Source organism: Streptomyces sp. Root1310 (genome assembly GCF_001426425.1).
Taxonomy (GTDB): domain Bacteria; phylum Actinomycetota; class Actinomycetes; order Streptomycetales; family Streptomycetaceae; genus Streptomyces.
The window spans coordinates 395,888-420,175 of the sequence record NZ_LMEQ01000032.1 but is presented as its reverse complement, the minus strand read 5'-3'; the positions used below and the strand labels follow the sequence as shown (position 1 = coordinate 420,175).

General features: G+C 70.3%; 21 protein-coding genes and 1 pseudogene. 16 read left to right on the top strand and 6 right to left on the bottom strand.

The window, feature by feature from the left end; genetic code table 11:
• Positions 1–72: 72 nt before the first annotated feature.
• The gene (locus tag ASD48_RS35070; protein ID WP_057605900.1) at positions 73–1,254 is read right to left on the bottom strand and encodes a YihY/virulence factor BrkB family protein; all 1,182 of its coding nucleotides are present in this window, start codon (positions 1,252–1,254) and stop codon (positions 73–75) included.
• Between the two features lie 124 nt (positions 1,255–1,378).
• On the opposite strand from ASD48_RS35070, the gene ASD48_RS35065 reads away from it, so the two are divergent.
• From ASD48_RS35065 to ASD48_RS34995, 15 genes are all read left to right on the top strand, one after another.
• Positions 1,379–3,028 carry an acyl-CoA dehydrogenase family protein gene (locus tag ASD48_RS35065; protein WP_057605899.1) on the top strand — a complete coding sequence of 550 codons (1,650 nt, stop codon included), beginning with the start codon at positions 1,379–1,381 and terminating at the stop codon, positions 3,026–3,028.
• A 310-nt stretch (positions 3,029–3,338) separates the two neighbouring features.
• A complete protein-coding gene (locus ASD48_RS35060; RefSeq protein WP_057605898.1) occupies positions 3,339–4,616 on the top strand; it encodes a GAF domain-containing protein in 1,278 nt (425 codons plus the stop codon).
• Between the two features lie 166 nt (positions 4,617–4,782).
• Positions 4,783–6,102, top strand: a complete 1,320-nt coding sequence (locus ASD48_RS35055) for a hypothetical protein (protein WP_057605897.1) — start codon at positions 4,783–4,785, stop codon at positions 6,100–6,102.
• A 17-nt stretch (positions 6,103–6,119) separates the two neighbouring features.
• A complete protein-coding gene (locus ASD48_RS35050; RefSeq protein ID WP_057605896.1) occupies positions 6,120–6,692 on the top strand; it encodes a GNAT family N-acetyltransferase in 573 nt (190 codons plus the stop codon).
• Positions 6,693–6,842: 150 nt separating this feature from the next.
• Positions 6,843–6,926, top strand: coding sequence for a putative leader peptide (locus tag ASD48_RS46235; protein ID WP_309486338.1), 84 nt, complete (start codon positions 6,843–6,845; stop codon positions 6,924–6,926).
• Positions 6,927–7,106: 180 nt separating this feature from the next.
• On the top strand, positions 7,107–8,804 hold the full coding sequence (locus tag ASD48_RS35045; protein WP_057605895.1) for a nitrite/sulfite reductase: 1,698 nt from the start codon (positions 7,107–7,109) through the stop codon (positions 8,802–8,804).
• Complete coding sequence (locus tag ASD48_RS35040) at positions 8,801–8,980, top strand: hypothetical protein (protein ID WP_054243299.1); 180 nt, start codon at positions 8,801–8,803, stop codon at positions 8,978–8,980. The genes ASD48_RS35045 and ASD48_RS35040 overlap by 4 nt, the downstream gene beginning before the upstream one ends.
• Complete coding sequence (locus tag ASD48_RS35035; protein ID WP_057605894.1) at positions 8,977–9,687, top strand: phosphoadenylyl-sulfate reductase; 711 nt, start codon at positions 8,977–8,979, stop codon at positions 9,685–9,687. The genes ASD48_RS35040 and ASD48_RS35035 overlap by 4 nt, the downstream gene beginning before the upstream one ends.
• Positions 9,688–9,692: 5 nt before the next feature.
• The gene (gene cysC, locus ASD48_RS35030) at positions 9,693–10,292 is read left to right on the top strand and encodes an adenylyl-sulfate kinase (protein ID WP_079074194.1); all 600 of its coding nucleotides are present in this window, start codon (positions 9,693–9,695) and stop codon (positions 10,290–10,292) included.
• Complete coding sequence (cysD, locus tag ASD48_RS35025) at positions 10,289–11,227, top strand: sulfate adenylyltransferase subunit CysD (protein ID WP_057605892.1); 939 nt, start codon at positions 10,289–10,291, stop codon at positions 11,225–11,227. The genes cysC and cysD overlap by 4 nt, the downstream gene beginning before the upstream one ends.
• A 2-nt stretch (positions 11,228–11,229) precedes the next feature.
• Positions 11,230–12,564, top strand: a complete 1,335-nt coding sequence (locus ASD48_RS35020; RefSeq protein ID WP_057605891.1) for a GTP-binding protein — start codon at positions 11,230–11,232, stop codon at positions 12,562–12,564.
• A gap of 235 nt (positions 12,565–12,799) precedes the next feature.
• Positions 12,800–13,912, top strand: a complete 1,113-nt coding sequence (locus tag ASD48_RS35010) for an aliphatic sulfonate ABC transporter substrate-binding protein (protein ID WP_057605890.1) — start codon at positions 12,800–12,802, stop codon at positions 13,910–13,912.
• Between the two features lie 34 nt (positions 13,913–13,946).
• Positions 13,947–14,735, top strand: a complete 789-nt coding sequence (locus tag ASD48_RS35005; RefSeq protein WP_057605889.1) for an ABC transporter ATP-binding protein — start codon at positions 13,947–13,949, stop codon at positions 14,733–14,735.
• Complete coding sequence (locus ASD48_RS35000; protein ID WP_057605888.1) at positions 14,722–15,621, top strand: ABC transporter permease; 900 nt, start codon at positions 14,722–14,724, stop codon at positions 15,619–15,621. The genes ASD48_RS35005 and ASD48_RS35000 overlap by 14 nt, the downstream gene beginning before the upstream one ends.
• A 6-nt stretch (positions 15,622–15,627) precedes the next feature.
• Entirely contained in the window at positions 15,628–16,389 is a 762-nt protein-coding gene (locus ASD48_RS34995) for a sirohydrochlorin chelatase (RefSeq protein ID WP_057605887.1), read from the top strand.
• Between the two features lie 112 nt (positions 16,390–16,501).
• Here ASD48_RS34995 and ASD48_RS34990 read toward each other — a convergent pair whose 3' ends face one another.
• From ASD48_RS34990 to ASD48_RS34980, 3 genes are all read right to left on the bottom strand, one after another.
• Complete coding sequence (locus tag ASD48_RS34990; RefSeq protein WP_057605886.1) at positions 16,502–17,101, bottom strand: TIGR03086 family metal-binding protein; 600 nt, start codon at positions 17,099–17,101, stop codon at positions 16,502–16,504.
• A 26-nt stretch (positions 17,102–17,127) separates the two neighbouring features.
• The gene (locus ASD48_RS34985) at positions 17,128–18,162 is read right to left on the bottom strand and encodes a 2-dehydropantoate 2-reductase N-terminal domain-containing protein (RefSeq protein WP_057605885.1); all 1,035 of its coding nucleotides are present in this window, start codon (positions 18,160–18,162) and stop codon (positions 17,128–17,130) included.
• Positions 18,163–18,568: 406 nt separating this feature from the next.
• Complete coding sequence (locus ASD48_RS34980) at positions 18,569–19,117, bottom strand: DUF1697 domain-containing protein (protein WP_057605884.1); 549 nt, start codon at positions 19,115–19,117, stop codon at positions 18,569–18,571.
• Positions 19,118–19,615: 498 nt separating this feature from the next.
• Here ASD48_RS34980 and ASD48_RS34975 point away from each other — a divergent pair, with 498 nt between their 5' ends.
• Positions 19,616–21,883, top strand: coding sequence for an MMPL family transporter (locus ASD48_RS34975; protein ID WP_057605883.1), 2,268 nt, complete (start codon positions 19,616–19,618; stop codon positions 21,881–21,883).
• A 280-nt stretch (positions 21,884–22,163) separates the two neighbouring features.
• On the opposite strand, the pseudogene mgt reads toward ASD48_RS34975, so the two are convergent.
• Positions 22,164–23,412, bottom strand: a pseudogene (gene mgt, locus ASD48_RS34970) (macrolide-inactivating glycosyltransferase).
• A 68-nt stretch (positions 23,413–23,480) separates the two neighbouring features.
• The gene (locus tag ASD48_RS34965) at positions 23,481–24,218 is read right to left on the bottom strand and encodes an SDR family oxidoreductase (RefSeq protein WP_057606108.1); all 738 of its coding nucleotides are present in this window, start codon (positions 24,216–24,218) and stop codon (positions 23,481–23,483) included.
• Between the last annotated feature and the right edge of the window lie 70 nt (positions 24,219–24,288).

The following is a 24,288-nucleotide window of genomic DNA, read 5'->3' as shown; positions in this document are numbered from 1 at the left end:
TTTCCGGGAGCGCTCCGGGGCCTCGCTCGTCCTTCCCGGTTCGCTCCCCGGGGACTCACCCTCCCCCAGTGCTCACCTCTCCGGGGGCTGTTCCTCCCCGTTTCCGCCGTGTGCCGCGTGGCCCTTCGGAACACTCTTCGCGTGCGTACGGAAACGTCCCGTCACGTCCTCCGGTGGAAGAAAGCGGGACCACCGCTCGGGAAACTCGGACGGCATGTCGGGATCGTCGGGGTCGTCCTCCTCGTGGGAGCGGATCGCCGCCATCCGGGCGATGTACTCGGCGGCCTCCTCCTCCCGGAGCCGTTCGTTGGCGGCGCGGGCCGCGGCCGTCGCGGCGGCCGGCCAGACCCGGTCGATCGCTGCGTTGACGGCGGCGCCGACCAGGACGGCGAACGCGGACACCCCGATCCACAGCAGTACGGCGACGGCGGCGGCGAGGGAACCGTAGATCGTGGCGCCCTCGATCGTGTTCGTCAGGTAGATGCGCAGCAGGAAACTGCCGAGCACCCACATGGCGAGGGCGACGAGCGCGCCGGGGACGTCCTCGATCCACGGCGAGCGCACGGGTACCGAGACGTGGTAGAGCGTTGTCAGAAACGCCACGGACAGGACGATCACGACCGGCCAGTACAGGACCTGCACCACGGTGGTGGACCAGGGGACGATCCGTACCACCGCGTCCGGCCCCGCGACCATCAGCGGCAGTGCGACCGAGCCGATCAGCAGGGCCCCGACGAACAGCAGGAAGGCCACCAGCCGCGTCTTGACGATCCCGCGTACGCCGTCGAGGCCGTACATCACCGTGATGGTGTCGATGAAGACGTTCACCGCGCGCGAGCCCGACCAGAGCGCGAACAGGAAACCGATGGAGATGACGTCGGGGCGGCCGCCCTTCATCACGTCGTCGAGGATCGGCTGGGCGATCTGCCTGACGCCCTTGTCCGAGAGGACCGTGCGCGAGGCGTCGAGGAGGTTGGCCTCCAGGCTGGTGATGGTGTCGGTACCGGTCCAGTCGTCGACGTAGCCGAGCAGTCCGATGAGGCTGAGCAGCAGCGGCGGCACGGACAGCAAGGTGAAGAAAGCGGCTTCGGCGGCGAGACCGAGGATGCGGTACTCGATGCAGGTGTTGGTGGTGTCCTTCAACAGCAGCCAGGCTGTCCGTCGCTTGGAAACGTTGCGGTAAAGGGCACGCGCCCGGTGGAGACGCCCGGTGGGGCTCCCGGGTTGCTCGGGTGACTGACTTCCTGGCTGCACGCCCTAAAGGTATCCGCCGTTCGGGGCTGCACTCACCTCCGGCAAGGCCACTTCACCGGGTCGGGGAGCGGCACTCGGGCTCCCGGGTGGCCATGACCGCCGTACCCGGGGGTAGGTTCGGGCTATGGCAGGCACCACGCACACCGTGACCAACCAGCCCCCGCCCCTGACCGGGTACGACGTGTACGGCGCCGATCAGGCGCTGGTGGCGGCCGTGGAACGGCATCTTGATCCGGAACTGCTCGACGAGGCGCACGGTGAGTTGTCGGCGCTCGGCCGGGCGGCCGGGTCGGAGCAGCTGCACGAGTGGGCGGTGCAGGCCAACGAGTATCCCCCGAAACTGCGTACGCACGACCGGTACGGGCACCGCATCGACGAGGTCGACTTCCATCCGGCCTGGCACCGGCTGCTCGGCAAGGGGGTAGGGGCCCATCTGACCGACGCCTGGGTGCGGCCGGGCGGGCATGTGCGTCGGGCGGCGGGTTTCCTGGTGTGGACCCAGGTGGAGGCGGGCAACGGCTGCCCGCTGTCGATGACCCACGCGGCGGTGCCCGCGCTGCGCGCCGATCCGGAGCTGGCCGCCGAGTGGGAGCCCCGGCTGACGTCCACGATCTACGACCGTGAGCTGCGGCCGGCCCGGCTGAAGGCCGGGGCCCTGTTCGGCATGGGCATGACGGAGAAACAGGGTGGCAGCGACGTACGGGCGAACGCGACGCTCGCCACCCCTCTCGCCGAGGACGGGACGTACGAACTGACCGGTCACAAGTGGTTCTGTTCGGCGCCCATGTCGGACGGTTTCCTGGTGCTCGCGCAGGCGGCCCCTGTCCGGGGCGAAGGGGGGCTCACCTGTTTCCTCGTGCCGCGCGTGCTGGAAGACGGCACCCGTAACGTTTTCCGCCTGCAGCGGCTCAAGGACAAGCTGGGAAACAGGTCCAACGCGTCCGCGGAGGTGGAGTTCGACGGGACGTGGGCCCGTCGGGTCGGTGAGGAGGGGCGCGGGGTGCGCACCATCATCGACATGGTGGCGGCGACCCGGCTCGACTGCGTGCTGGGCTCGGCGGGGCTGATGCGGCAGGCGGTGGCGCAGGCGATCCATCACTGCACGCACCGTGAGGTGTTCGGCGGGAAGCTCGTCGACAAGCCGCTGATGCGCAACGTGCTGGCCGACCTCGCGCTGGAGTCGGAGGCGGCGACCGTGCTCGGGCTGCGGCTCGCGGCCGCCTATGACAACGGTGGGGAGCAGGAGCGGGCGCTGTTGCGGATCGCGGTTCCGGCGGCCAAGTACTGGGTGACCAAGCGCTGTGCGCCGGTGGCGGTGGAGGCGTCGGAATGCCTGGGTGGAAACGGTTACGTCGAGGAGTCGGGGATGCCCCGGCTGGTGCGCGAGTCGCCGTTGAACTCGGTCTGGGAGGGCGCGGGCAATATTCAGGCACTGGACGTGCTGCGCGCGCTGCAACGGGAGCCGGATGCGCTGAACGCCTATCTCCAGGAGGTGGGGCAGGCGCGCGGGGCCGATCACCGGCTCGACAGGGCGATCAAGGGCCTGCTGACGGAACTGGCCGATCTGGACGGCGTCGAGGCACGGGCGCGTCGGCTGGCGGAGCGGTTCGCTCTGGTGCTTCAAGGGGCACTGCTCGTGCGATTCGCGCCGCCGGAGGTCGCCGACGCGTTCTGCGCCTCACGGCTGGGCGGGGACGGGGGCGCGGCCTTCGGGACACTGCCCCACAGCTTGGACCTGGCGTCGATCGTCGAGCGGGCCGAACCCCGCTGCTGACCGCGCCGGCCTGCGGAAAAAGGAAGCGGGGGTGGTGCTGCGCCGACACGGCACCACCCCCGCCGCAATGGCCCTGCGAGGCCAGAATCGCCGCTCGGGACGGCGTGGCTCAAGTTTCAAACACCCTGTGGATGTTCACCAGGGTTGCAGGGGGTTGCAACTTGTCGGTGGTTGTGACCGGACTATGCCCCTCCGTCACCCGCGGACGGCAAGATGGGGCCTTCAGCAAGACCGGAAACAGTCGGCGCAGAAACTTGACATCCGGTTGTCCGACTGTGTGTTCCCGGGAGGCCCAGTGGTGATGCCACCGATGAACGTGCCGCAGCTCGCGGCCGTCGACGCCGCGCGGGCGGCGCGGGTGCTCAACGAGGTGCGCGACGCCCGGCTGGCCGGTCAGCAGGCGCGCGTCGCCCCGCGCCCCGTGATCGAGCAGTCCTGGGATCGGATGCTGCGCAGCGGTGTCGATCCGGATCACGATTTCCGAGCGGGGCTGCTCAGCGCCGACGAGGTGCGGCGCAGGCGGGAGGAGTCGCCGTTGCGGGAGGTGCTCCCGGTGCTGCGCGAAGGGCTGCTGTCGGTCGCGGACGTCGCCCACCACATCATGGTCGTCGCCGACGCGGAGGGCCGGGTGCTGTGGCGTGAGGGCTGCGGACCCGTGCTGCGCAAGGCCGACGGGCTCGGCTTCGAGCTGGGTGCGGACTGGGGCGAGGCCGTGGTCGGCACCAACGGCGTGGGCACGCCGGCGGTGGTGCGCCGTCCGGTGCAGGTGTTCGCCGCCGAGCACTTCGTGCGCTCGCACGCGGCCTGGACCTGCGCGGGCGCCCCGATCACCGACCCGCGCAACGGCCGGCTGCTCGGCGTGGTCGATGTCAGTGGGCCGCTGGAGACGATGCATCCGGCCACGCTCGCCTGGGTCGACTCGGTCGCGAAGCTCGCCGAGTCGAGGTTGCGGGAGAGGCATCTGGGGTCACTGGAACGGTTGCGCGCGGTGGCGGCACCGGTGCTGGCCCGGCTGGGCGGCCGGGCGGCGGCGGTGGACGGGGACGGGTGGACGGCCGCGGTGACCGGGATGCCCTACGCGAGCCGTATCGCGCTGCCCAAGTCGCCGTCGCCGGGCCGCCGCTGGCTTCCGTCGCTGGGGCTGTGCTCGATGGAGCCGCTGGCCGGGGGCTGGCTGGTGCGGTCGGTGGACGAGAGCGCGGAGTCGGCGCCGCACGGCGCGAGCCGGATCGTGCTGGACCTGACCCGGCCCCGGCGCTGGTCGGTGACGGTGTCGGGGGGCGCGGGTTCGTGGTCCCACGAACTCAGTCCCCGGCACGCCGAGTTGCTCTATCTGCTGGCGGCCGACCGGGGCGGTCGCAGCGCGGCGGGCCTGGCCCAGGACATGTTCGGCGATCCGGGCCGTACGGTGACGGTGCGGGCCGAGATGTCCCGGGTGCGGCGGTATCTCGGGGGTTTCCTGGAACATCGGCCGTATCGTTTCTGCGAGGACGCCGAGGTCGAGGTGCTCCTTCCGGCCGATCCGAAGGGCCTGCTGCCGCATTCGACCGCGCCGGCGGTGGTGAGAGACCGGGCGGCGGCACCGTGACAACAATGGTTGAGCCGAGTCCTTCCGGTGGCGTCTTCCGCATATTTGCGCGGTCTTCGTCCCCTACCGGGCCCGACTGCCGTAGCATCCCTGTACGGGTCACCCCACCTGCTCCTCGGTCAACGTACGGATCATCAGGCGCAGTTGGCCCGCCTCGGGAGGGCAAATGAAGCAACGCGGCCGGCACCGCCGGCGCAGACGGGGCAGGGCACTGCGCGCGTTCCTGTCCGGAACCGCTCTCGCGCTCACCGCTGCCGCCACCATGATCAGCGCCTCCCAGGCAACGGGCACGGCCGACCGGCCCGGGGACCTGAAACCCCTGACGGCCTCGGCAGAGACCGCGAAACTGCGTCTCACGGAGAACCGGGTGCCGCAGGCCTCCCTGGACCGGCTCGCCGCGGGAATGGGGCGACCGGTCGGCGTCGGCGCGGTGCTGGACGGGGCCGACCGTACGCTGCGGGACGCGATCGACTGCTCGGCGAGTGAGCGGAGGGCTCTGCCCGTCTCCCCCGCGGCCTCGCGCGCCTACTGCTGGAACACCGACGACACCGAGGGCTGGCAGCCGGGCGCGGTCACCACCTCGGGGGACGCGGACGACGACGGCGTCTGGGGCTCGAACCGGGTGATCCTCTCCGGCTGGTCGCGCAGCGGCGGCACGGCCGCCGACCGCGGCCTGGCCCGGGTCGGCTTCGTGAACGCGGGCGACCTGGACCACCTCACCTACACCTGGGCACTGCTCGCCGTCCCGGTGGACGAGGGGCGGGACTACCGGGGACTGGTCTCGCACGTCTCCGGGATGGTCTGGTACCAGGACAAACTGCTGGTCACCACCGACGAGGGGGACCGGGCCGCGCTCTACGTGTACGACATGAACCGGGTCCAGCGGGCCGACGTCGCCGGTGAGGCGGTCGGGCGGGTGCCGGGCGGCTGGTCCGCAAACGGTTACCGCTTCGTACTGCCCGCCATCGGTTCCTACGCGCTCGGCGGGGACTCCGACGCCCCGCACCCGGCAACCGTTTCCCTCGACCGCAGCACCGCACCGGACAGCCTGGTCGCCGGGGAGTGGACCCTCGACGACGGCGACCGGGACGCCCGCCTCTGGCGCTACCCCTTCAGCACCGCCCCCGGTCACGAAGGGCTGCTCGCCACGAGCGCCACCGGCCGGGTACGCGCCTCGGAGGCCTACGAGACGAAGGTGACGGGCGTACGCGGTGTGCTGTCGTACGGGGCGGAGTGGTACGTGACCCGTGCCGCCGGCCCCCGGGACGAGCAAGGAACGCTGTGGCGGCAGGACGACGGCGAGGACGACGGCAACAAGGCGGACACGTCCGAGGCGGCCGTGTGCGGCGCCGAGGAAACGCACAGCTGCTGGAGCCCGCAGACCGCATCCCTTTCCTACTGGGAGGCGACCGGCGAGGTCTGGACCCAGTCCGGGCGAGCGCTCTTCGCGCTGCCGCTGGCCTCGATCGACAGAACAACGGGATAGATGATTCCCTGACGGGCATGACCCACATCCCCGTGACCACCTGGTCCCTGGAGCAGACCGACCCGAACGACGTCCTCCCGGCCGCCGCGCCCGAGGGCGACGTCAGGATCGTCCGCTCCGAGGTCCCCTCCCCCGAGTTCAGCCGTTTCCTGTACGCGTCGGTCGGCGGGGACATCCGCTGGATCGACCGGCTGCGCTGGACGTACGCGCAGTGGCAGGAGCATCTGGCACGTCCCGGGGTCGAGACCTGGGTCGCCTACGACCGGGGCACGCCGGCCGGGTACGTGGAGCTGGAGCCGCAGGACGACGGTGCCGTAGAAATCGTTTACTTCGGCCTGATCCCGGCCTTCCGGGGACGCCGCATCGGCGGGCACCTGCTGGCCTACGGCGCCGCCCGGGCGTGGGACCTCGCGGACCGCTGGCCGGGACTGCCGCAGACCAAACGGGTGTGGCTGCACACGTGCAGCCTGGACGGCGAGCACGCCATGGACAACTACCGGCGACGCGGTTTCAAGCTGTTCGACACCAAGGTCGAGGAGCAGCCCGAGGTGTCCGCGCCGGGCCCCTGGCCAGGCGCCCTCCCCGCCTGACCCCTCGCTCATACCGGCTGTGACCTGCGCCGACAAGAGGACCGGCGAGTCATGTGATCGACGCCACCCTTGTCTCGCATTTCGGGACAAGGGTGTCCGCATCGCGGACGAAGCTGGACTGTGTCCAGATCGCCGTGACACGCTTTCGCCATGTCCGGAACTGGAATTGCCTTGGTGAGTCGGCGACACGTCGACCTCGGCCGCATGTCCAGCGCCATCTGTCCGGCGAGCTGACGAGCCGCAGCACCGCCGACATCTCCGTTCGAGCCTCCCGCCCGCGCAACGACGCGCACGCATGCTCCATGCGCCCGCGCGCGCAGGTCAGAGCCGCCCGCCCGACACCCGACCGCCACCCCTGCCGGACGGCGCCAAGCGCCGACACCCTCCTCCGCTGTCCCGAAGGACGTATCAACCATGGCCGCCACCCCGCAGAACCCTGCCGCCGCGACTCCCCGCCGCAAGGTGAGCCGTCACCGCGGTGAGGGCCAGTGGGCCGCGGGACACTTCACCCCGCTCAACGGCAACGAGCAGTTCAAGAAGGACGACGACGGTCTCAATGTGCGGACACGCATTGAGACGATCTACTCCAAGCGGGGTTTCGACTCGATCGACCCCAACGATCTGCGCGGCCGGATGCGCTGGTGGGGCCTGTACACCCAGCGCAAGCCGGGGATCGACGGCGGCAAGACGGCGATCCTGGAGCCGGAGGAGCTGGACGACAAGTACTTCATGCTGCGCGTCCGCATCGACGGCGGCCGGCTCACCACCGAGCAGCTGAGGGTGATCGGCGAGATCTCGCAGGAGTTCGCCCGCGGCACCGCCGACCTCACGGACCGGCAGAACGTCCAGTACCACTGGATCCGCATCGAGGACGTGCCCGAGATCTGGAACCGCCTCGAGGCGGTCGGCCTGTCCACCACCGAGGCCTGCGGCGACACGCCCCGGACGATCCTCGGTTCGCCGGTGGCCGGCATCGCCGAGGACGAGATCATCGACGGCAGCCCGGCCGTGGAGGAGATCCACCGCCGGTTCATCGGCAGCAAGGAATTCTCCAACCTGCCGCGCAAGTTCAAGACGGCGATCTCCGGCTCCCCGCTCCTGGACGTCGCCCACGAGATCAACGACGTCGCGTTCGTCGGCGTCGAGCACCCCGAGCACGGCCCCGGCTTCGACCTGTGGGTCGGCGGCGGCCTCTCCACGAACCCGAAGATCGGCGTCCGGCTCGGCGCCTGGGTCCCGCTGGACGAGGTCCCGGACGTCTGGGCGGGCGTGATCGGCATCTTCCGCGACTACGGCTACCGGCGACTGCGCACGCGGGCGCGCCTGAAGTTCCTCGTCGCCGACTGGGGCCCGGAGAAGTTCCGCCAGATCCTCGAGGACGAGTACCTCAAGCGCAAGCTGGCCGACGGCCCGGCGCCCGCCGCCCCCGTCGAGCGCTGGCGCGACCACGTCGGTGTGCACCGCCAGCAGGACGGCCGTTACTACGTCGGTTTCGCCCCGCGCGTCGGCCGCGTGGACGGCGCCACCCTGACGAAGATCGCGGAGCTCGCCGAGGCGCACGGCTCGGGCCGGGTGCGGACCACCGTCGAGCAGAAGATGATCGTCCTCGACATCGAGGAGGGGCAGGTCGAGTCGCTGGTCGAGGCGCTGGAGGCGCTGGACCTGACTGCCAAGCCCTCTCCGTTCCGGCGCGGCACCATGGCCTGCACCGGCATCGAGTACTGCAAGCTCGCCATCGTCGAGACCAAGCAGCGCGGCTCCGCCCTGATCGACGAACTCGAGCGCCGTATCCCGGAGTTCGACGAGCCGATCACCATCAACATCAACGGCTGCCCGAACGCCTGCGCCCGCATCCAGGTCGCGGACATCGGACTCAAGGGCCAGCTGGTCCTGAACGACCAGGGCGAGCAGGTCGAGGGCTTCCAGGTGCACCTGGGCGGTGCGCTCGGGCTGGAAGCCGGTTTCGGCCGCAAGGTCCGTGGTCTGAAGGTCACTTCGGAGGAGCTGCCGGACTACGTGGAACGCGTGCTGAAGCGGTTCCAGGCCGAGCGCGAGGACGGCGAGCGCTTCGCCGTCTGGGCCAGCCGCGCCAGCGAGGAGGCCCTCTCATGAGCGAGCGGGCCGCACCCTTCTACTGCCCCTACTGCGGCGACGAGGACCTGCGTCCGAGTGAGCAGGGCCATGGCGCCTGGGAATGCGCGGCATGCAACCGCGCATTCCAGCTGAAGTTCCTCGGGCTGCTCGCCCGGGGCGTTCAGCGCACCGACCCGGGAGGGGACCGGATATGACGACGCTTCAGGAAGGCCGTACGACCGACGAGTTGAAGGCGCTCGCCGAACAGGCGGGCCGCGACCTGGAGGAGGCCTCCGCGCTGGAGATCCTCCAGTGGGCGGTGGACACCTTCGGCAAGCAGTTCTGCGTGACGTCCTCGATGGAGGACGCCGTGGTCGCGCACCTGGCGTCCCGGGTCCGCAAGGGCGTGGACGTGGTGTTCCTCGACACCGGTTACCACTTCCCCGAGACCATCGGCACCCGGGACGCGGTCGAGGCGGTGATGGACGTCAACGTCATCACGCTCACCCCGCGCCAGACGGTCGCCGAGCAGGACGCCGAGTACGGGCCGAAGCTGCACGACCGCGACCCGGACCTGTGCTGCAAGTTGCGCAAGGTGCAGCCGTTGGAGGAGGGACTCACGGGCTACCGGGCCTGGGCCACCGGCCTGCGGCGCGACGAGTCCGCGACCCGGGCGGGTACTCCGGTCGTCGGCTGGGACGAGAAGCGGCAGAAGGTCAAGATCTCGCCCATCGCCCGGTGGACGCAGGAAGACGTCGATGCCTACATCACCGAGCACGGTGTGCTGTCCAACCCCCTGCTGATGGACGGTTACGCCTCCGTCGGCTGCGCCCCGTGCACCCGCCGGGTTCTGGCGGGCGAGGACGCGCGCGCCGGCCGCTGGGCGGGCCGCTCGAAGACCGAGTGCGGGCTGCACGGCTGACCGCGATGACCTCGAACCCGACGAACACCCCCACACCCGCCCCCACTTCAACGAACCGGGAGAACCACGTGACGACCGGAGCCACCGTCTGGCTCACGGGTCTGCCGAGCGCCGGCAAGACCACCATCGCGTACGAGCTGGCCGGCCGACTGCGCGAGGAGGGCCACCGTGTCGAGGTCCTCGACGGCGACGAGATCCGCGAGTTCATCTCCGCGGGTCTCGGTTTCAGCCGCGAGGACCGGCACATCAACGTGCAGCGCATCGGTTTCCTGGCCGAACTGCTCGCCCGTAACGGCGTCAAGGCCCTGGTCCCGGTGATCGCGCCCTACGCGGACAGCCGGGACGCGGTGCGCAAGCGCCATCAGGAGAGCGCAACCGGTTACCTGGAGGTGCACGTGGCGACTCCGGTCGAGGTGTGCTCGGTCCGGGACGTGAAGGGCCTGTACGCGAAGCAGGCGGCGGGCGAGCTGACCGGGCTCACCGGGGTCGACGACCCCTACGAGGCCCCGGAGTCGCCCGACCTGCGGATCGAGTCCCAGGACCAGACCGTGCAGGAGTCCGCGGCGTCGGTGTACGCCCTGCTCACCGAGAGGGGACTGGCATGACGACGACCGTCGCCGAGGCCGAGGAGGGCACGGCCAGCCCGTACGCCCTCAGCCACCTGGACTCGCTGGAGTCCGAGGCGGTGCACATCTTCCGCGAGGTGGCGGGCGAGTTCGAGAACCCGGTGATCCTTTTCTCCGGTGGCAAGGACTCCATCGTCATGCTGCACCTGGCCCTGAAGGCGTTCGCCCCCGCCGCGGTCCCCTTCTCGCTCCTGCACGTCGACACCGGGCACAACTTCCCCGAAGTCCTCGAGTACCGCGACCGGGTCGTCACCGCGCACGGGCTGCGCCTGCACGTGGCCTCCGTCCAGGACTACATCGACCGCGGCGCGCTGCGCGAACGCCCCGACGGCACGCGCAACCCGCTCCAGACACTGCCGCTGACGGAGAAGATCCAGTCCGAGAAGTTCGACGCCGTCTTCGGCGGCGGACGCCGCGACGAGGAGAAGGCCCGCGCCAAGGAACGGGTTTTCTCCCTGCGCGACGAGTTCTCCCAGTGGGACCCCCGCCGCCAGCGCCCGGAGCTGTGGAACCTCTACAACGGCCGCCACGCACCCGGTGAGCACGTGCGGGTGTTCCCGCTGTCCAACTGGACCGAGCTCGACGTCTGGCAGTACATCGCCCGGGAGGGCATCGAACTGCCCGAGATCTACTTCGCGCACGACCGGGAGGTCTTCCGGCGCGGCGGGATGTGGCTGACCGCCGGTGAGTGGGGCGGGCCGAAGGACGACGAGACCGTCGAGAAGCGCCTCGTGCGCTACCGGACCGTCGGCGACATGTCCTGCACCGGCGCCGTCGACTCCGACGCGGTGACGCTCGACGACGTCATCGCCGAGATCGCCGCCTCCCGGCTCACCGAGCGCGGCGCCACCCGCGCCGACGACAAGATGTCCGAGGCCGCGATGGAAGACCGCAAGCGCGAGGGGTACTTCTAAGCATGAGCACGATCACCTCCGAGGAACTCTCGGCAACGACCCTGCTGCGGTTCGCCACGGCCGGTTCCGTCGACGACGGCAAGTCCACGCTCGTGGGCCGGCTCCTGCACGACTCCAAGTCGATCCTCAGCGACCAGCTGGAGGCCGTGGAACGCGCCTCGGCCAACCGCGGCCAGGAAGCCCCCGACCTGGCGCTCCTCACCGACGGCCTGCGCGCCGAGCGCGAGCAGGGCATCACCATCGACGTGGCCTACCGCTACTTCGCCACGCCCCGGCGCCGCTTCATCCTCGCCGATACGCCCGGTCATGTGCAGTACACCCGCAACATGGTGACGGGTGCCTCCACGGCCGAGCTGACGGTGATCCTGGTCGACGCCCGCAACGGAGTGGTGGAACAGACCCGCAGGCACGCGGCGATCGCGGCCCTGCTCCGGGTTCCGCACGTCGTTCTCGCCGTCAACAAGATGGACCTGGTCGAGTACAGGGAAAGCGTCTTCGCTGAGATTGCCGAGGAGTTCACGGCATACGCGAGCGAGCTCGGTGTTCCCGAGGTCACCGCGATCCCGATCTCGGCACTCGCCGGTGACAACGTGGTGGATCCGTCGGCGAACATGGACTGGTACGGCGGGCCGACCTTCCTGGAACACCTGGAAACGGTTCCGGTCAGCCACGACCTGGCGCACTGCCACGCACGGCTGCCGGTGCAGTACGTGATCCGTCCGCAGACCGCCGAACACCCGGACTACCGGGGGTACGCGGGCCAGATCGCGGCAGGCACCTTCCACGTGGGCGAGGCGGTGACGGTTCTGCCGTCCGGCCGTACCTCGACGATCTCCGGCATCGACCTGCTGGGCGAGCCGGTGGACTCGGCGTGGACGACCCAGTCGGTGACCGTGCTGCTCAGCGACGACATCGACATCTCGCGCGGCGACCTGATCGTGCCCACCAAGGACGCGCCGCCCACCACGCAGGACGTCGAGGCGACCGTGTGCCACGTGGCCGACCAGCCGCTGACCGTCGGGCACCGGGTGCTGATCAAGCACGGCACCCGCACCGTCAAGGCGATCGTCAAGGACATCCCGTCCCGTCTCACGCTCGACGACCTGTCCCTGCACCCGCACCCGGGACAGCTCGTCGCCAACGACATCGGCCGGGTGAAGATCCGTACGTCGCAACCGCTTCCGGTGGATTCCTACGCCGACTCCCGCCGTACCGGCTCGTTCATCCTGATCGACCCGGCCGACGGCACCACGCTCACCGCGGGCATGGTCGGCGAGTCGTTCGCTTCGCCCGAGCCCGTCAAGGACGAGTCCGACGACGACGGTTGGGACTTCTGAACATGACCACAACCGACTTCTACTCGACGTTCGCGAAGGAGGGCGGCCGTGTCGGCAGCGGCGCCCTCGGCAGCGGGCAGGGCGGAGTGGCGCGATGTGCGCTCTGACGTACGCGCACTGCCTGCGCGCCCCGTCCCCCCACCCGCCGTCCCGGAAGCGACGAAAACCCTTTGCCGATTTCCCGGCCACGACCTGAAAACCCGTGACCGCCGGGCCAACGAGAGGAACCCCTCCCGTGCCTGCCAACCGCTCAGTTCTTCTTCGCCGCGGCATCGCCGCCGTAGCGGCCCTTCCCCTGCTCGCCCTGGCCGCCTGCGGTTACGGTTCCGAGTCCAAGGACGACAACGCCAACGAGAAGGTCGCCGCCGGCTCGGAGAAGATCGACGGGCTCGACACCGTCAAGATCGGCTACTTCGGCAACCTGACGCACGCGACCGCACTGGTCGGCCGTGAGCAGGGCATCTTCCAGAAGGCGCTGGGCGCCACCAAGGCGTCGTACGCGACCTTCAACGCGGGTCCCTCCGAGATCGAGGCGCTGAACGCCGGCTCGATCGACATCGGCTGGATCGGCCCCTCCCCGGCGATCAACGGCTTCACCAAGTCCGCCGGCAAGAGCCTGCGCATCGTCGGCGGTTCGGCGTCCGGCGGCGTGAAGCTCGTCGTCAACCCGGACAAGGTCAAGTCCCTCAAGGACGTCAAGGGCAAGAAGATCGCCACGCCTCAGCTCGGAAACACGCAGGACGTGGCGTTCCTGAACTGGATCGCGGACCAGGGCTGGAAGGTCGACGCCCAGAGTGGCAAGGGCGACGTAACCGTTGTCCGCAGCGACAACAAGGTGACCCCGGACGCGTTCAAGGCCGGTTCGATCGACGGTGCCTGGGTGCCGGAGCCGACCGCCTCCAAGCTGGTCGCCGAGGGCGGCAAGGTGCTGCTCGACGAGGCGTCGCTGTGGCCCGACAAGAAGTTCGTGATCACGAACATCATCGTGTCGCAGAAGTTCCTCACGGAGCACCCGAAGGTCGTCGAGGCGGTGCTGAAGGGTTCGGTCGACTCCAACAAGTGGATCAACGCCAACCCGGCGGCGGCGAAGGCAGCGGCGAACAAGCAGCTGGAGGCGGACTCCGGCAAGGCACTGCCGACCGAGGTCCTGGACCCGGCGTGGACGTCGATCCAGTTCATCAACGACCCGCTGGCCTCCACGCTCAACGCCGAGGCGGAGCACGCGGTCAAGGCGGGTCTGCTGGAGAAGCCCGACCTCAAGGGCATCTACGACCTGAGCATCCTGAACAAGGTCCTCAAGGCCGAGGGCGAGTCCACGGTCGACGACGCCGGTCTCGGCGTCAGCTGATCGGAATCCGATGAGTTCCCAGGAGGTGACGACCATGGCCACGACCTTCGCCAAGGCCGCCGAGTCCGCGGAGTCCGTGGAGTACGCGGCCCGGCTTGAGCACGTCTCGAAGTCCTTCGCGGGGCCGGGTGGGCAGCAGCTCGTCCTGGACGACATCACTCTCGATGTCGCTCCCGGCGAGTTCGTCACCCTCCTGGGGGCTTCGGGCTGCGGCAAATCCACGTTGCTCAACCTGGTGGCGGGGCTCGACGAGCCCACCACCGGCTCCATCACGACGGACGGCCGGCCGGCGCTGATGTTCCAGGAGCACGCCCTCTTCCCGTGGCTGACCGCGGGCAAGAACATCGAGCTCGCCCTGAAGCTCCGGGGAGTCGCCAAGCCCGAGCGGCGCGACAAGGCCGAGGAGCTCCTCGAGCTGGTGCGGTTGAAGGGTGCGTACGGAAAGCGTGTTCACGAACTTTCCGGCGGTATGCGGCAGCGCGTGGCGATGGCCCGCGCGCTGGCGCAGGAGAGCAACATCCTGCTGATGGACGAGCCGTTCGCGGCGCTGGACGCCATCACGCGGGATGTTCTGCACGACGAACTGACCCGGATCTGGGGAGAGACGGGACTGTCCGTCCTCTTCGTCACGCACAACGTGCGGGAGGCGGTGCGGCTCGCGCAGCGGGTCGTCCTGCTGTCCTCCCGGCCCGGCCGGGTGGCGCGCGAGTGGACGGTCGACATCCCGCAGCCGCGCCGGATCGAGGACGCCCCGGTGGCGGAACTGTCCATCGAGATCACCGAAGTCCTGCGTGGGGAGATCCGCCGTCATGGCCAGCACTGAGACGAAGACGACGGTGACGAAGCCGGCCACCACCGAGCTTGCCGGGGTGGAGGCGGGGCTCGACGCGCTGGACGTCGTGGCGCCCACCGGCCGTACGCCCTTTCGCCGGACCTTCATCGACAAGATCCTCCCGCCGATCCTGGCGACCCTGCTGCTGCTGATCGTCTGGCAGATCACCTTCAAGGTCGTCGACGACCCGACCAAGCTGGTCTCCCCCGTGGACGTCTGGCGTACGCTCCAGGACGCCTGGCTCGAGGGCAAGCTGCTCGGCTACATCTGGACCAGCGTCTCGCGCGGTCTGCTCGGCTTCCTCTTCGCGCTGGCGATCGGCACCCCGCTGGGTCTGCTGGTGGCCCGCGTGAAGTTCGTGCGGGCGGCGATCGGTCCGATCCTGTCCGGTCTCCAGTCGCTGCCGTCGGTGGCGTGGGTGCCGCCCGCGGTGCTGTGGCTGGGGCTGAACAACTCGATGATGTACGCGGTGATCCTGCTCGGTGCGGTGCCGTCCATCGCCAACGGGCTGGTGTCCGGCGTCGACCAGGTGCCGCCGCTGTTCCTGCGGGCGGGCCGCACGATGGGCGCGACGGGGCTGAAGGGAACCGTGTACATCACGTTGCCGGCAGCCCTGCCGGGCTATGTGGCGGGTCTGAAGCAGGGCTGGGCGTTCTCGTGGCGTTCGCTGATGGCTGCGGAGATCATCGCGTCCTTCCCCGACCTCGGCGTCGGTCTCGGTCAGTTGCTGGAGAACGGGCGCAACGCCAGTGACATGTCGATGGTGTTCGAGGCGATCCTGCTCATCCTGTTCGTCGGCATCGCGATCGACCTGCTGATCTTCAGTCCGCTGGAGCGGTGGGTGCTGCGCAGCCGTGGTCTGCTGGTGAAGAGCTGAATTCACATGTACAGGAAACCGGTTCCTCCCGTTCTCGTGGTGATTGCCCACGGCAGTCGTGACCCGCGGCACGCGGCGACCGTGCACGCCCTGGTGCGGCGGGTGCGGTCGTTGCGGCCGGGCCTGCGTGTAGAGACCGGTTTCCTGGACTTCAACATCCCCTCCGTCCATGGGGTGCTGGAGTCGTTGGCGGCGGAGGGCGTCCGTGACGTCGTGGCCCTGCCGCTGCTGCTGACCCGGGCGTTCCACGCGAAGGCCGACATCCCGGCGGTCCTGCGGGATGCTCCGGCACAGCTGCGGATCAGACAGGCCGAGGTGCTCGGCCCGTCGCCGCTGCTGCTCGCCGTCCTCGAACGGCGGCTGTACGAGGCCGGCCTGACGCCCGCCGACAAGTCCTCGACCGGGGTCGTGCTGGCCTCGGCGGGGTCCACGGACCCGGAGGCGATCGCAGTGATCGCAGACATCGCGCGGGAGTGGCGGCGCACCGGTTGGTGTGCCGTGCGGCCTGCGTTCGCCTCCGCCGGTTCTCCCTCGGGGTTCCCGCGCACCGAGGACGCGGTCCGCGAACTGCGGGCGCTGGGGTGCTCGCGGGTCGCCGTCGCACCGTACGTCCTGGCCCCCGGCTTCCTGCCGGACCGCATCGCGCGAGGCGCCGCCGCGGCGGACGTGCTGGCCGATGTGCTGGGTCCGGCGCCGGAGGTGGCGCGGGTACTGCTGGAACGGTACGACGCGGCGCGTACGCCGGCGCTGGCGGCCGTAGGAGCCTGACCGGCGATGGGCTCTCGCGCGCCGCGCGGGGATCTTGGCTTCACTTTCGACAGCGGTTTCCGTTGCGACACCGCTTGCCTTGCCTCACCCCCGGCCGACCCGAGGTGATCGCTCAGCGGTCCGCGCGTACGGCGCCCTGCCGGGGGTCGCGGCCGCTCGCCGCAAGCGCCCGTTCGAACGCCGGGGCGTCCTCCGCCCACGGCACCACCGCCGCGAAGCCCTCGTACCGGCGGTAGAGGTCGCCGTGCCGTTCGACGACGTCGAGGACGAAGCGGGCCGCGTCGTCCGAGATGTGGAACTCCTGGTCGGTGGCGACCGCCACGTCCCAGCCGTGTACCGCCGTCTCCTTGACGATCATCGCGGCCAGCTCGACGGCGGGCATCGCGGCCATTCCCAGGTCCACCTCGCCCTCCCACACGGCCGGCTCCGCCCAGGCCGCGACCGCGCGCTCCAGCTGGTCGGCGTACGCCTCGGCCCACCGCGGGTCGGCGGTGAAGTCGCGGGCGACCAGGTCGTCGGGGAGCGGCTTGCGCAGGGCGCGGTGCTCGAGGCCGTGGGAGGTGTAGAGGACCCAGTGGTTGACCAGGGTGCGGACATCCCAGCCAGGGCAGTGCGTCGGGTCGTTCAACCGGGCCGCCGGGACACCGCGGGCGACGCGCGACGCCTCGGCGGCGCATGCGGACATGTACTGGTGCGTCTCGTCGTACTTCATGCGTCCCACGCTAGGCGGCGGCAGGCTCAGGACTCTTGAACAAACGCGACAGCGCCGGCGGACCGGTCCTCGGCCAGTCGGACGAGTTCCGGCAACGGCAGGGAACCGGGCGCCCTCCGTTCCCGGGCGAACTGGTTGGCAAGCCGTTGCAGCAACTCGTTCAGCGGGGTCGGCACACCGTGCAGACGGCCGAGGAGCGCGATCTCGCCGTTGAGGTGGTCGGCCTCGATGCTGCCCGCACCGCGGCTGAGGGACTGCCAGGAGGAGCCACCGCCGCGCGGGGTGCCCTCCAGCGGGACGAGGGTGACCTTGTCACCGCGCAGGGCCTGCTGTTCCCCGGTGCTCGCCCACACGATCCCGGCGGCGCGCAGCACGGCCTCGCCCTCGGCCCGCACCCTCGCGTACAGCGCCTCCGCCTCGGGGTCGCCCACCGGGCCGCTCACCGCTTCCAGGGCGTTTCCGAGGTTGGACAGCAGCTTCGCGTACTGCCAGCGGGAGACGTCGGGCACGACCGGCGCCTCGAAGTGCGCGTTGTCCAGGTCGGCGGCGATACGGCGGGCCGTGTCGTCGGTGCCGTGCGGGTACCGGCCGAGGTGGAGGATGCCGGTGAGCGGGGTGCCGGCGGCGGAGACGACACCCGGTTCGACATGGGTGGCGGGCAGCCAGACGCAGACGCCGTAGACGTGCCGGAAGCGGCGCAGGGCGAGGCGGGGGCTCTCCACGCCGTTCTGCGCGCAGACCAGGGGCAGTCGCTCCGCGGCCGTGCCGCCGCCCTCGACCGGGGCCGGGCCCCAGACCCGGAGTGCCGCCTCGGTGTCCTGGGTCTTGACGGCGAGGAAGAGGACGTCGTCGGGGCGCAGCGCGCCGAGCGCGTCCGGTCCGTCGACGACGGGCAGCCGGTACGTCAGTTCGCCCTGCGGAACCCTGAGCCGCAGTCCGCCCTCCGTGAGCGCCGCCCGGTGCGCGCCGCGTGCGACCAGCACGACCTCGTGCCCGGCCTGCGCCAGTCGTCCGCCGACGGTGCCGCCGATCGCCCCTGCCCCGATGATGATGTAACGCATGGGACGAGCCTCGCACAGTCGTGCGTACGCCCCGTCAAGAGCATGGGTGTACGCACCGTCTAGAGCATGGGAAACGGTTTCGTACGAGGTTGCCCTTGTACCTGGGGCAGGCCCGAGGGGCCGGGCGTGGACGACTTCTCCCTGCGGCAGACGCCGTGCAGCGACCCTGGCAGCCTGGATGTCTCCGATCCGCCCACCGATCCTCGCGAACCGCTTGCCTGGGACGGCTGGGGGCTGTCGTGGTTGCGGAAACACGACGCTCGCTCACCGGGGACGATCCGGCTCTCGTGGACGCCGTGGCCGCCGACCCGCACCCACGAGAAGCCCCGCCGGCTCTACGCCGGTCCGCGGCTCGTAGTGCCCCGCGAGATCCTCTCTCCGGCACCCTTCCACGGCCCGCGCACGGTCACGCTTGCGTCATCTCCACCAGTTTGACGACGGTGTTCCAGTTCCGGGTGGTGGCGATGAGGCCCTTGTTCACTCGCGGCTTCGACAGTTGCTCGGCGAGCTTGGACCGGCCGAGGCCCTCGGGGGCGTAGAGGTACAGGACGCGGTCGCCGAGGCGGAACTCCTCGGGGAGGTGGGCGGCCCGGTCGATCCCGGCGTAGCGCTCCGCTTCGACGGGGGTGGAGAAGTACGTGGCGTGGAGCTGCTTGGCCTCCAGCTCGGCGGCCGGGAACGGGCAGTCGTCGGCAACCGCTTTCAGATAGGCGTGGTCGCGAACGATCACGCCGACGGCGAAGCCGAAGTGTTTCTCGATCGCCGCCGTGAGCTCGGCGGCGAGGTGCTCCTCGTCCCCGTGCGCGGAGGAGAAGACGGCCTGGCCGCTCTGGAGGTAGGTGCGGACGTCTCCGAGACCGAGCCCCTCGAGCAGGGTGCGCAGGTCGGCCATCGGGACCTTCCTGCTGCCGCCCACGTTGATGCCGCGCAGCAGTGCCGCGTACGTCGTCGTCATCCGCTCACCTTAAGCGGCCGTCGTGCCCCGTGGGGGTGGGCACGACGGCCGCGGCGGGGGGTGGGGCCCCGGGCGAAACTCTGGCTGATCGGCGGGACGCTGAGCAACATCTGCCGGACATCTCCACAGCCTCGCGACTTGTTCAACAAACTTTCGTAATCGCCATTCGCCCTGACTCCCGGACTGCCCGTCGGCTGCCCTGGCCACGGACTCTCACCACCGACTCTCACCAGCGGCCCGGGCCGTCGGCCCGGCGTGGCGGCCTGTCCGCCAGGCCGCCTCACGGCCGCACCCTGATCGTCATCCCCGAGATCCACGGATAGATGTAGGGGACCACTGTCCTCCCCAGCGGTGAGACGGCGGGGTCCGACGGGAGGAGTCGGGTGTCCGGCACCTCACCGGGCAGCACGACGAGATGGCTTTATCCAGCCCATACCTTCGAATCGAAAGGTGGCGGCAGGGGGCTTCCACCGCATCACACAAGAGGGCAGGCCCGTCATGGGGAACGGAGATATACGGGTGCGGGGCATCGCCGCGCGGGCAGGCGGCTGGAGCGCCCGGCACCGATGGGCCGCCGTGGGCATCTGGGTGCTGTTCGTCGTCCTGGCCATGGGGATCGGCTCGGCGGCGGGCACGGTCGAGGTCAAGGAGAGCGACCAGCTCGGGGGCGAGACCCACACAGCCGCCCGCATCATCGAGGACGCCGGCATCGAGGAACCGGCCAGCGAGACGGTCCTCATCCAGTCGAAGGACGGCTCCGTCAAGGCCACGGACCCGGAGTTCAAGGCCGCCGTCGCCTCGGTCGTCGCTGCCGTGGAGAAGACCGGCAAGGTCACCGACGTGACCTCTCCGTACGACTCGGACACGATCTCCAAGGACGGCCGCAGCGCGCTCGTCCAGTTCGACATGCGCGGCGACTCCGACACCGCGGGCGAGCGGGTCGAGCCGGTTCTCGAGGCCGTCGAGGGGGTCCAGCAGGACCACTCCTCGGTGCGGATCGAGGAGATCGGCGGCGCCAGCATGATGAAGACCTTCGACGACGCGTTCGGCGACGACTTCCAGCAGGCGGAGTACTCCGCCGTGCCGGTGGCCCTGGGCATTCTGCTGATCGCGTTCGGCGCGCTGGTGGCGGCGCTGCTGCCGGTGGCGCTCGCGGTCACCGCGATCATGGCGACGATGGGTCTGATGAGCATCGTCAGCCACTTCCAGCCGATGGACGACACGGCGAGCTCCGTGATGCTGCTGGTCGGCCTGGCCGTCGGCGTCGACTACTGCCTGTTCTACCTGCGCCGGGAGCGCGAGGAGCGGGCCGCCGGACGTGATCCGGAAACCGCTCTCAGGATCGCCGCGGCGACCAGTGGCCGTGCCGTGATCGTCTCCGGTGTCACCGTGTGCGTGGCGATGGCGGGCATGCTGTTCACCGGGCTCGCGACGTTCGAGGCGATGGGCCTGGCATCCCTGATGGTGGTCGCGGTCGCCATGGTCGGTTCGGTGACCGTGCTGCCGGCGCTGCTGTCGCTGCTCGGCCGGCGGGTGGAGAAGGGCCGGATCCCGTTCCTGCACCCCGAGAAGCGCCGCAAGAACGGCAACGGCGGGCGCGCCGCCGAGGGCAGCCGGTTCTGGAGCGCCGTCCTCAAGGTCGTCCTCGCCAAGCCCGGTGTGTCGCTGGTCGTGGCGGCCGGCGTGCTGCTCGCGATCGCCGCTCCGGCGGTCGGCATGAAGACCCAGAACCTCACCCTGGACCAGGAGTTCGGCGACTCGCTGCCCATCGTGCAGACCTACAACCGGGTCAACGACGCCTTCCCGGGCGGCTCCGAGCCGGCCGAGGTGATCGTCAAGGCGGACGACATCAACGCCGCCGAGGTGAAGAGCGCGCTCGCGGACTTCAAGGAGCAGGCGGTCAGCTCGGGCGCCTCCCGCGGTCCGGTCGAGATCAAGCTGCACGACGCACAGAACATCGCCTACGTGTACGTCCCGCTGGTCGGCGGCTCCGACCTGGACAAGGCGGGTTCGAGCCTGGACAAGCTGCGCGACGAGGTGCGGCCCGCGACGCTGGGCAAGGTCGACGGCCTCCAGGCGCCGATCACCGGTCAGGTGGCCGGTTCGAAGGACTTCAACGACCAACTGGGCGGCGCCGTCGCCCCGGTGTTCGCCTTCGTCGTGGTCTTCGCCTTCCTGCTGATGCTGCTGTCGTTCCGGTCGCTGACGGTCGCGGTCACCTCGATCGTGCTCAACCTGCTGTCGGTGGGGGCCGCTTACGGCATCCTGGTCGCGGTCTTCCAGCACGGCTGGGGCGCGTCGCTGGTGGGTGCGGAGGGCGTCGGCGCCATCGTGACCTGGCTGCCGCTGTTCCTCTTCGTGATCCTGTTCGGTCTGTCGATGGACTACCACGTGTTCGTGGTCTCGCGGATCCGTGAGGCGCGGATGCGGGGCCGTTCGACGAACGAGGCCATCAAGCACGGTGTCGTCACCACGGCCGGTGTGGTCACCAGCGCCGCGGTCATCATGGTCGCCGTGTTCGCGATCTTCGGAACGCTGTCCATGCAGTCCATGAAGCAGATGGGCGTGGGCCTGGCGGCCGCGGTGCTGATCGACGCGACGATCATCCGGGGTGTGCTGCTCCCGGCCGTCATGGCCCTGCTGGGCGAGCGCAACTGGTACCTGCCGAAGTGGCTGCACTGGCTGCCCGACCTCACGCACGACGAGTCGCCCGAGGCGGTCGCATCGGTGACCCGGGACGACGAGGGCGAGCCGCTGCGGGTCTGACGCCGACCGAGGCCCTCCGAAGGGGCCTGAACCGAGAGGCCTGAACCAAGAGGCCTGAGCCGAGGGCCCGTTGACCTCCCGGGGGAGTCAACGGGCCCTCACTCATGCTCGGTTCGGCCTCCGGTCCGGTGTCCAGCGTCCGGTGGGGTGCCTTGCGTGCGGCCCGGCGCCCTGCGTCCGGTCCGGTGTCTTGCGTCCGGTTCGGTGTCGTGCGTGCGGTCCGGCGGCTGACCAGTGCGGCGGCCGCCGAGGGGAGGTTCGGGGGCATCGGGACGGTTGTTCAGGACCGCTGCCTCATCAGCTCGGCCTCGACGAGATCCGCCGCCCGGCGGGTGCCGCCCTCGTCCGCCATCTCCGCCCGGATCTCCTTGAGCCGACGGGCCACCTCCGGGTCGTCGACCAGCGCGAGGGCGGCTTCCCGCAGGGTCTCGGCCGTCGCCTCCGGCGTGGCGATCCGCCGGGCCACACCGAGTCCCCGGAGCATGTCCGCGTTGCCGAACTGGTCGACGGCCTGCGGTACGGCGATCATCGGGGTGGCCGTGGCCAGCCCCTCCTGGCTGCCGCCCGCCCCGGCGTGCGTGACGAACAGGTCGGCCTGCTTCAGGACGGTCAACTGCGTTACCCAGGAACGTACTTCGACGTTGTCGGGTACGGCGCCCAGCGCGGCGGGGTCGACGTGTCTGCCGATCTGGAGCACGAGGTGCCAGCCCGGCAGCCCGCCGAAGGCCCGCACGCACTCCCGGTAGAAGTCCGGCCGGTCGGTGAAGGCCGAGCCGAGCGAGACGAGGACGACCTTCTCCGCCCGCCCGGGGCGCGTCCACTCCCCCTCGGCGGCACGGTCGCCCTGGCAGGAGCCGACGAACGTGTAAACGCTTTCGTCGACCCGGTCTGCGTGCGGCTGGAGGGCCCTGGGGATCAGCACGAGGGAGCGGGCCGGGCGGCCGACGAAGGAGTCGGGGTGCTCGGTGATGCCGTTCTCCTCCAGCCAGGCGTGGAACCTTGCGTAGTAAGCCTTTCCGCGGTCCGTTTCCCTCGGCTCCGCCCACATCGGGTCGGCGACCTCCTCCTCGTACCCCTCCCAGGCCACCAGGTTGGGCGAGAGGGAGATCGCCGGCACCCCCCAGCGGTGCGCGAGGACGCGGGCGGGGTAGGAGGTGATGTCGTGCAGCACCAGGTCCGGCTCGTCCCCGTCGTACGCCCCTATCAGCTGGGGCAGGGCCTGGATCGCGTCGGCCAGGAAGGGCTCGACGTTGTCGAGGAGGGTGCTTCCCCAGGCGGAGGGGTCGTCGTCGGGCCCGGGCAGCGTCGAGTGCCACGGCTTGACCTCGGCGCCGGTACCGGCGACCTTCTCGGCGAAGACGGGTGGAATCGCGTACGTCACCCGGTGCCCGCGCGCGACGAGCTCGCGGATCACCTCGAGGCTCGGGTTCACGTGGCCGTGGGCGGCGATGGAGAACATGGCGATGTGGGCGGGGCGACTGGTCATACCGCCGACGGTAAGCGAGACGATACGTCTCGTGCAACCTCAATACGTCGCGCCGCCCGTCACGCGACTCGCCCGCAACCCGGGCACGTCGCCGGGCTCGTCGGCCCGGGGTCACCAGGGGATGACGCCGTCGTCCTCGAAGAACGAGCCGGTCGGGCCTCCGTCGGGCAGCGTGGCGAGCCGGATCGCCGTGGCCGCGCCCTGCTCGGGGGTGCGGGGGCCGTGGAAGCCGGTGAAGTCGGTCGCGACCAGGCCCGGGCAGGCGGCGTTGATCAGGATGTCCGTATCGGCCAGCTGCCTGGCGTACTGCACGGTGACGGCGTTGAGGAAAGACTTCGACGGCGCGTAGGCCGCCATGACGGGGCCGATCCCCACGTCCGGGTCCGCCTGCCGGGTCAGGGAGGCGACGGCACTGGAGACGTTGACGATGCGCGGCGACGCCGAGCGCCGCAGCAGCGGCAGCATCGCGTTGGTCACCCGGATGACGCCGATGACGTTGGTCTCCACGACCGCGCGGACCACGTCGAGGTCGAGCGTGGTCGGGTCCTGCACCCACCCCGGCCCCGTGTCGCCCGAGATACCCGCATTGTTGACCAGGACGTCCAGGCGCCCCGCCTGCCGTTCGATCAGTTCCGCGGCATCGGTGACGCTCCGGTCGCCGGTCACGTCCAGCGGCACGGCGAACGCGTCCACCCCGGCGGCGAGCAACTTCTCGACAGCGGTTTCGCGCCGGGTCTCCGCGCGGGCCCCCACGCCCACGCGGTAGCCGAGGGCACCCAGCCCGGCCGCGATTTCGTAACCGATTCCCTTGTTCGCGCCGGTCACCAGCGCGATCTTCGTTTCGCTCATGCCGTCGATGGTCACGCGCGGACCGGCGGCGCATCCAACACCGATCCGGTGCCCTGTCATACCCGGCGGG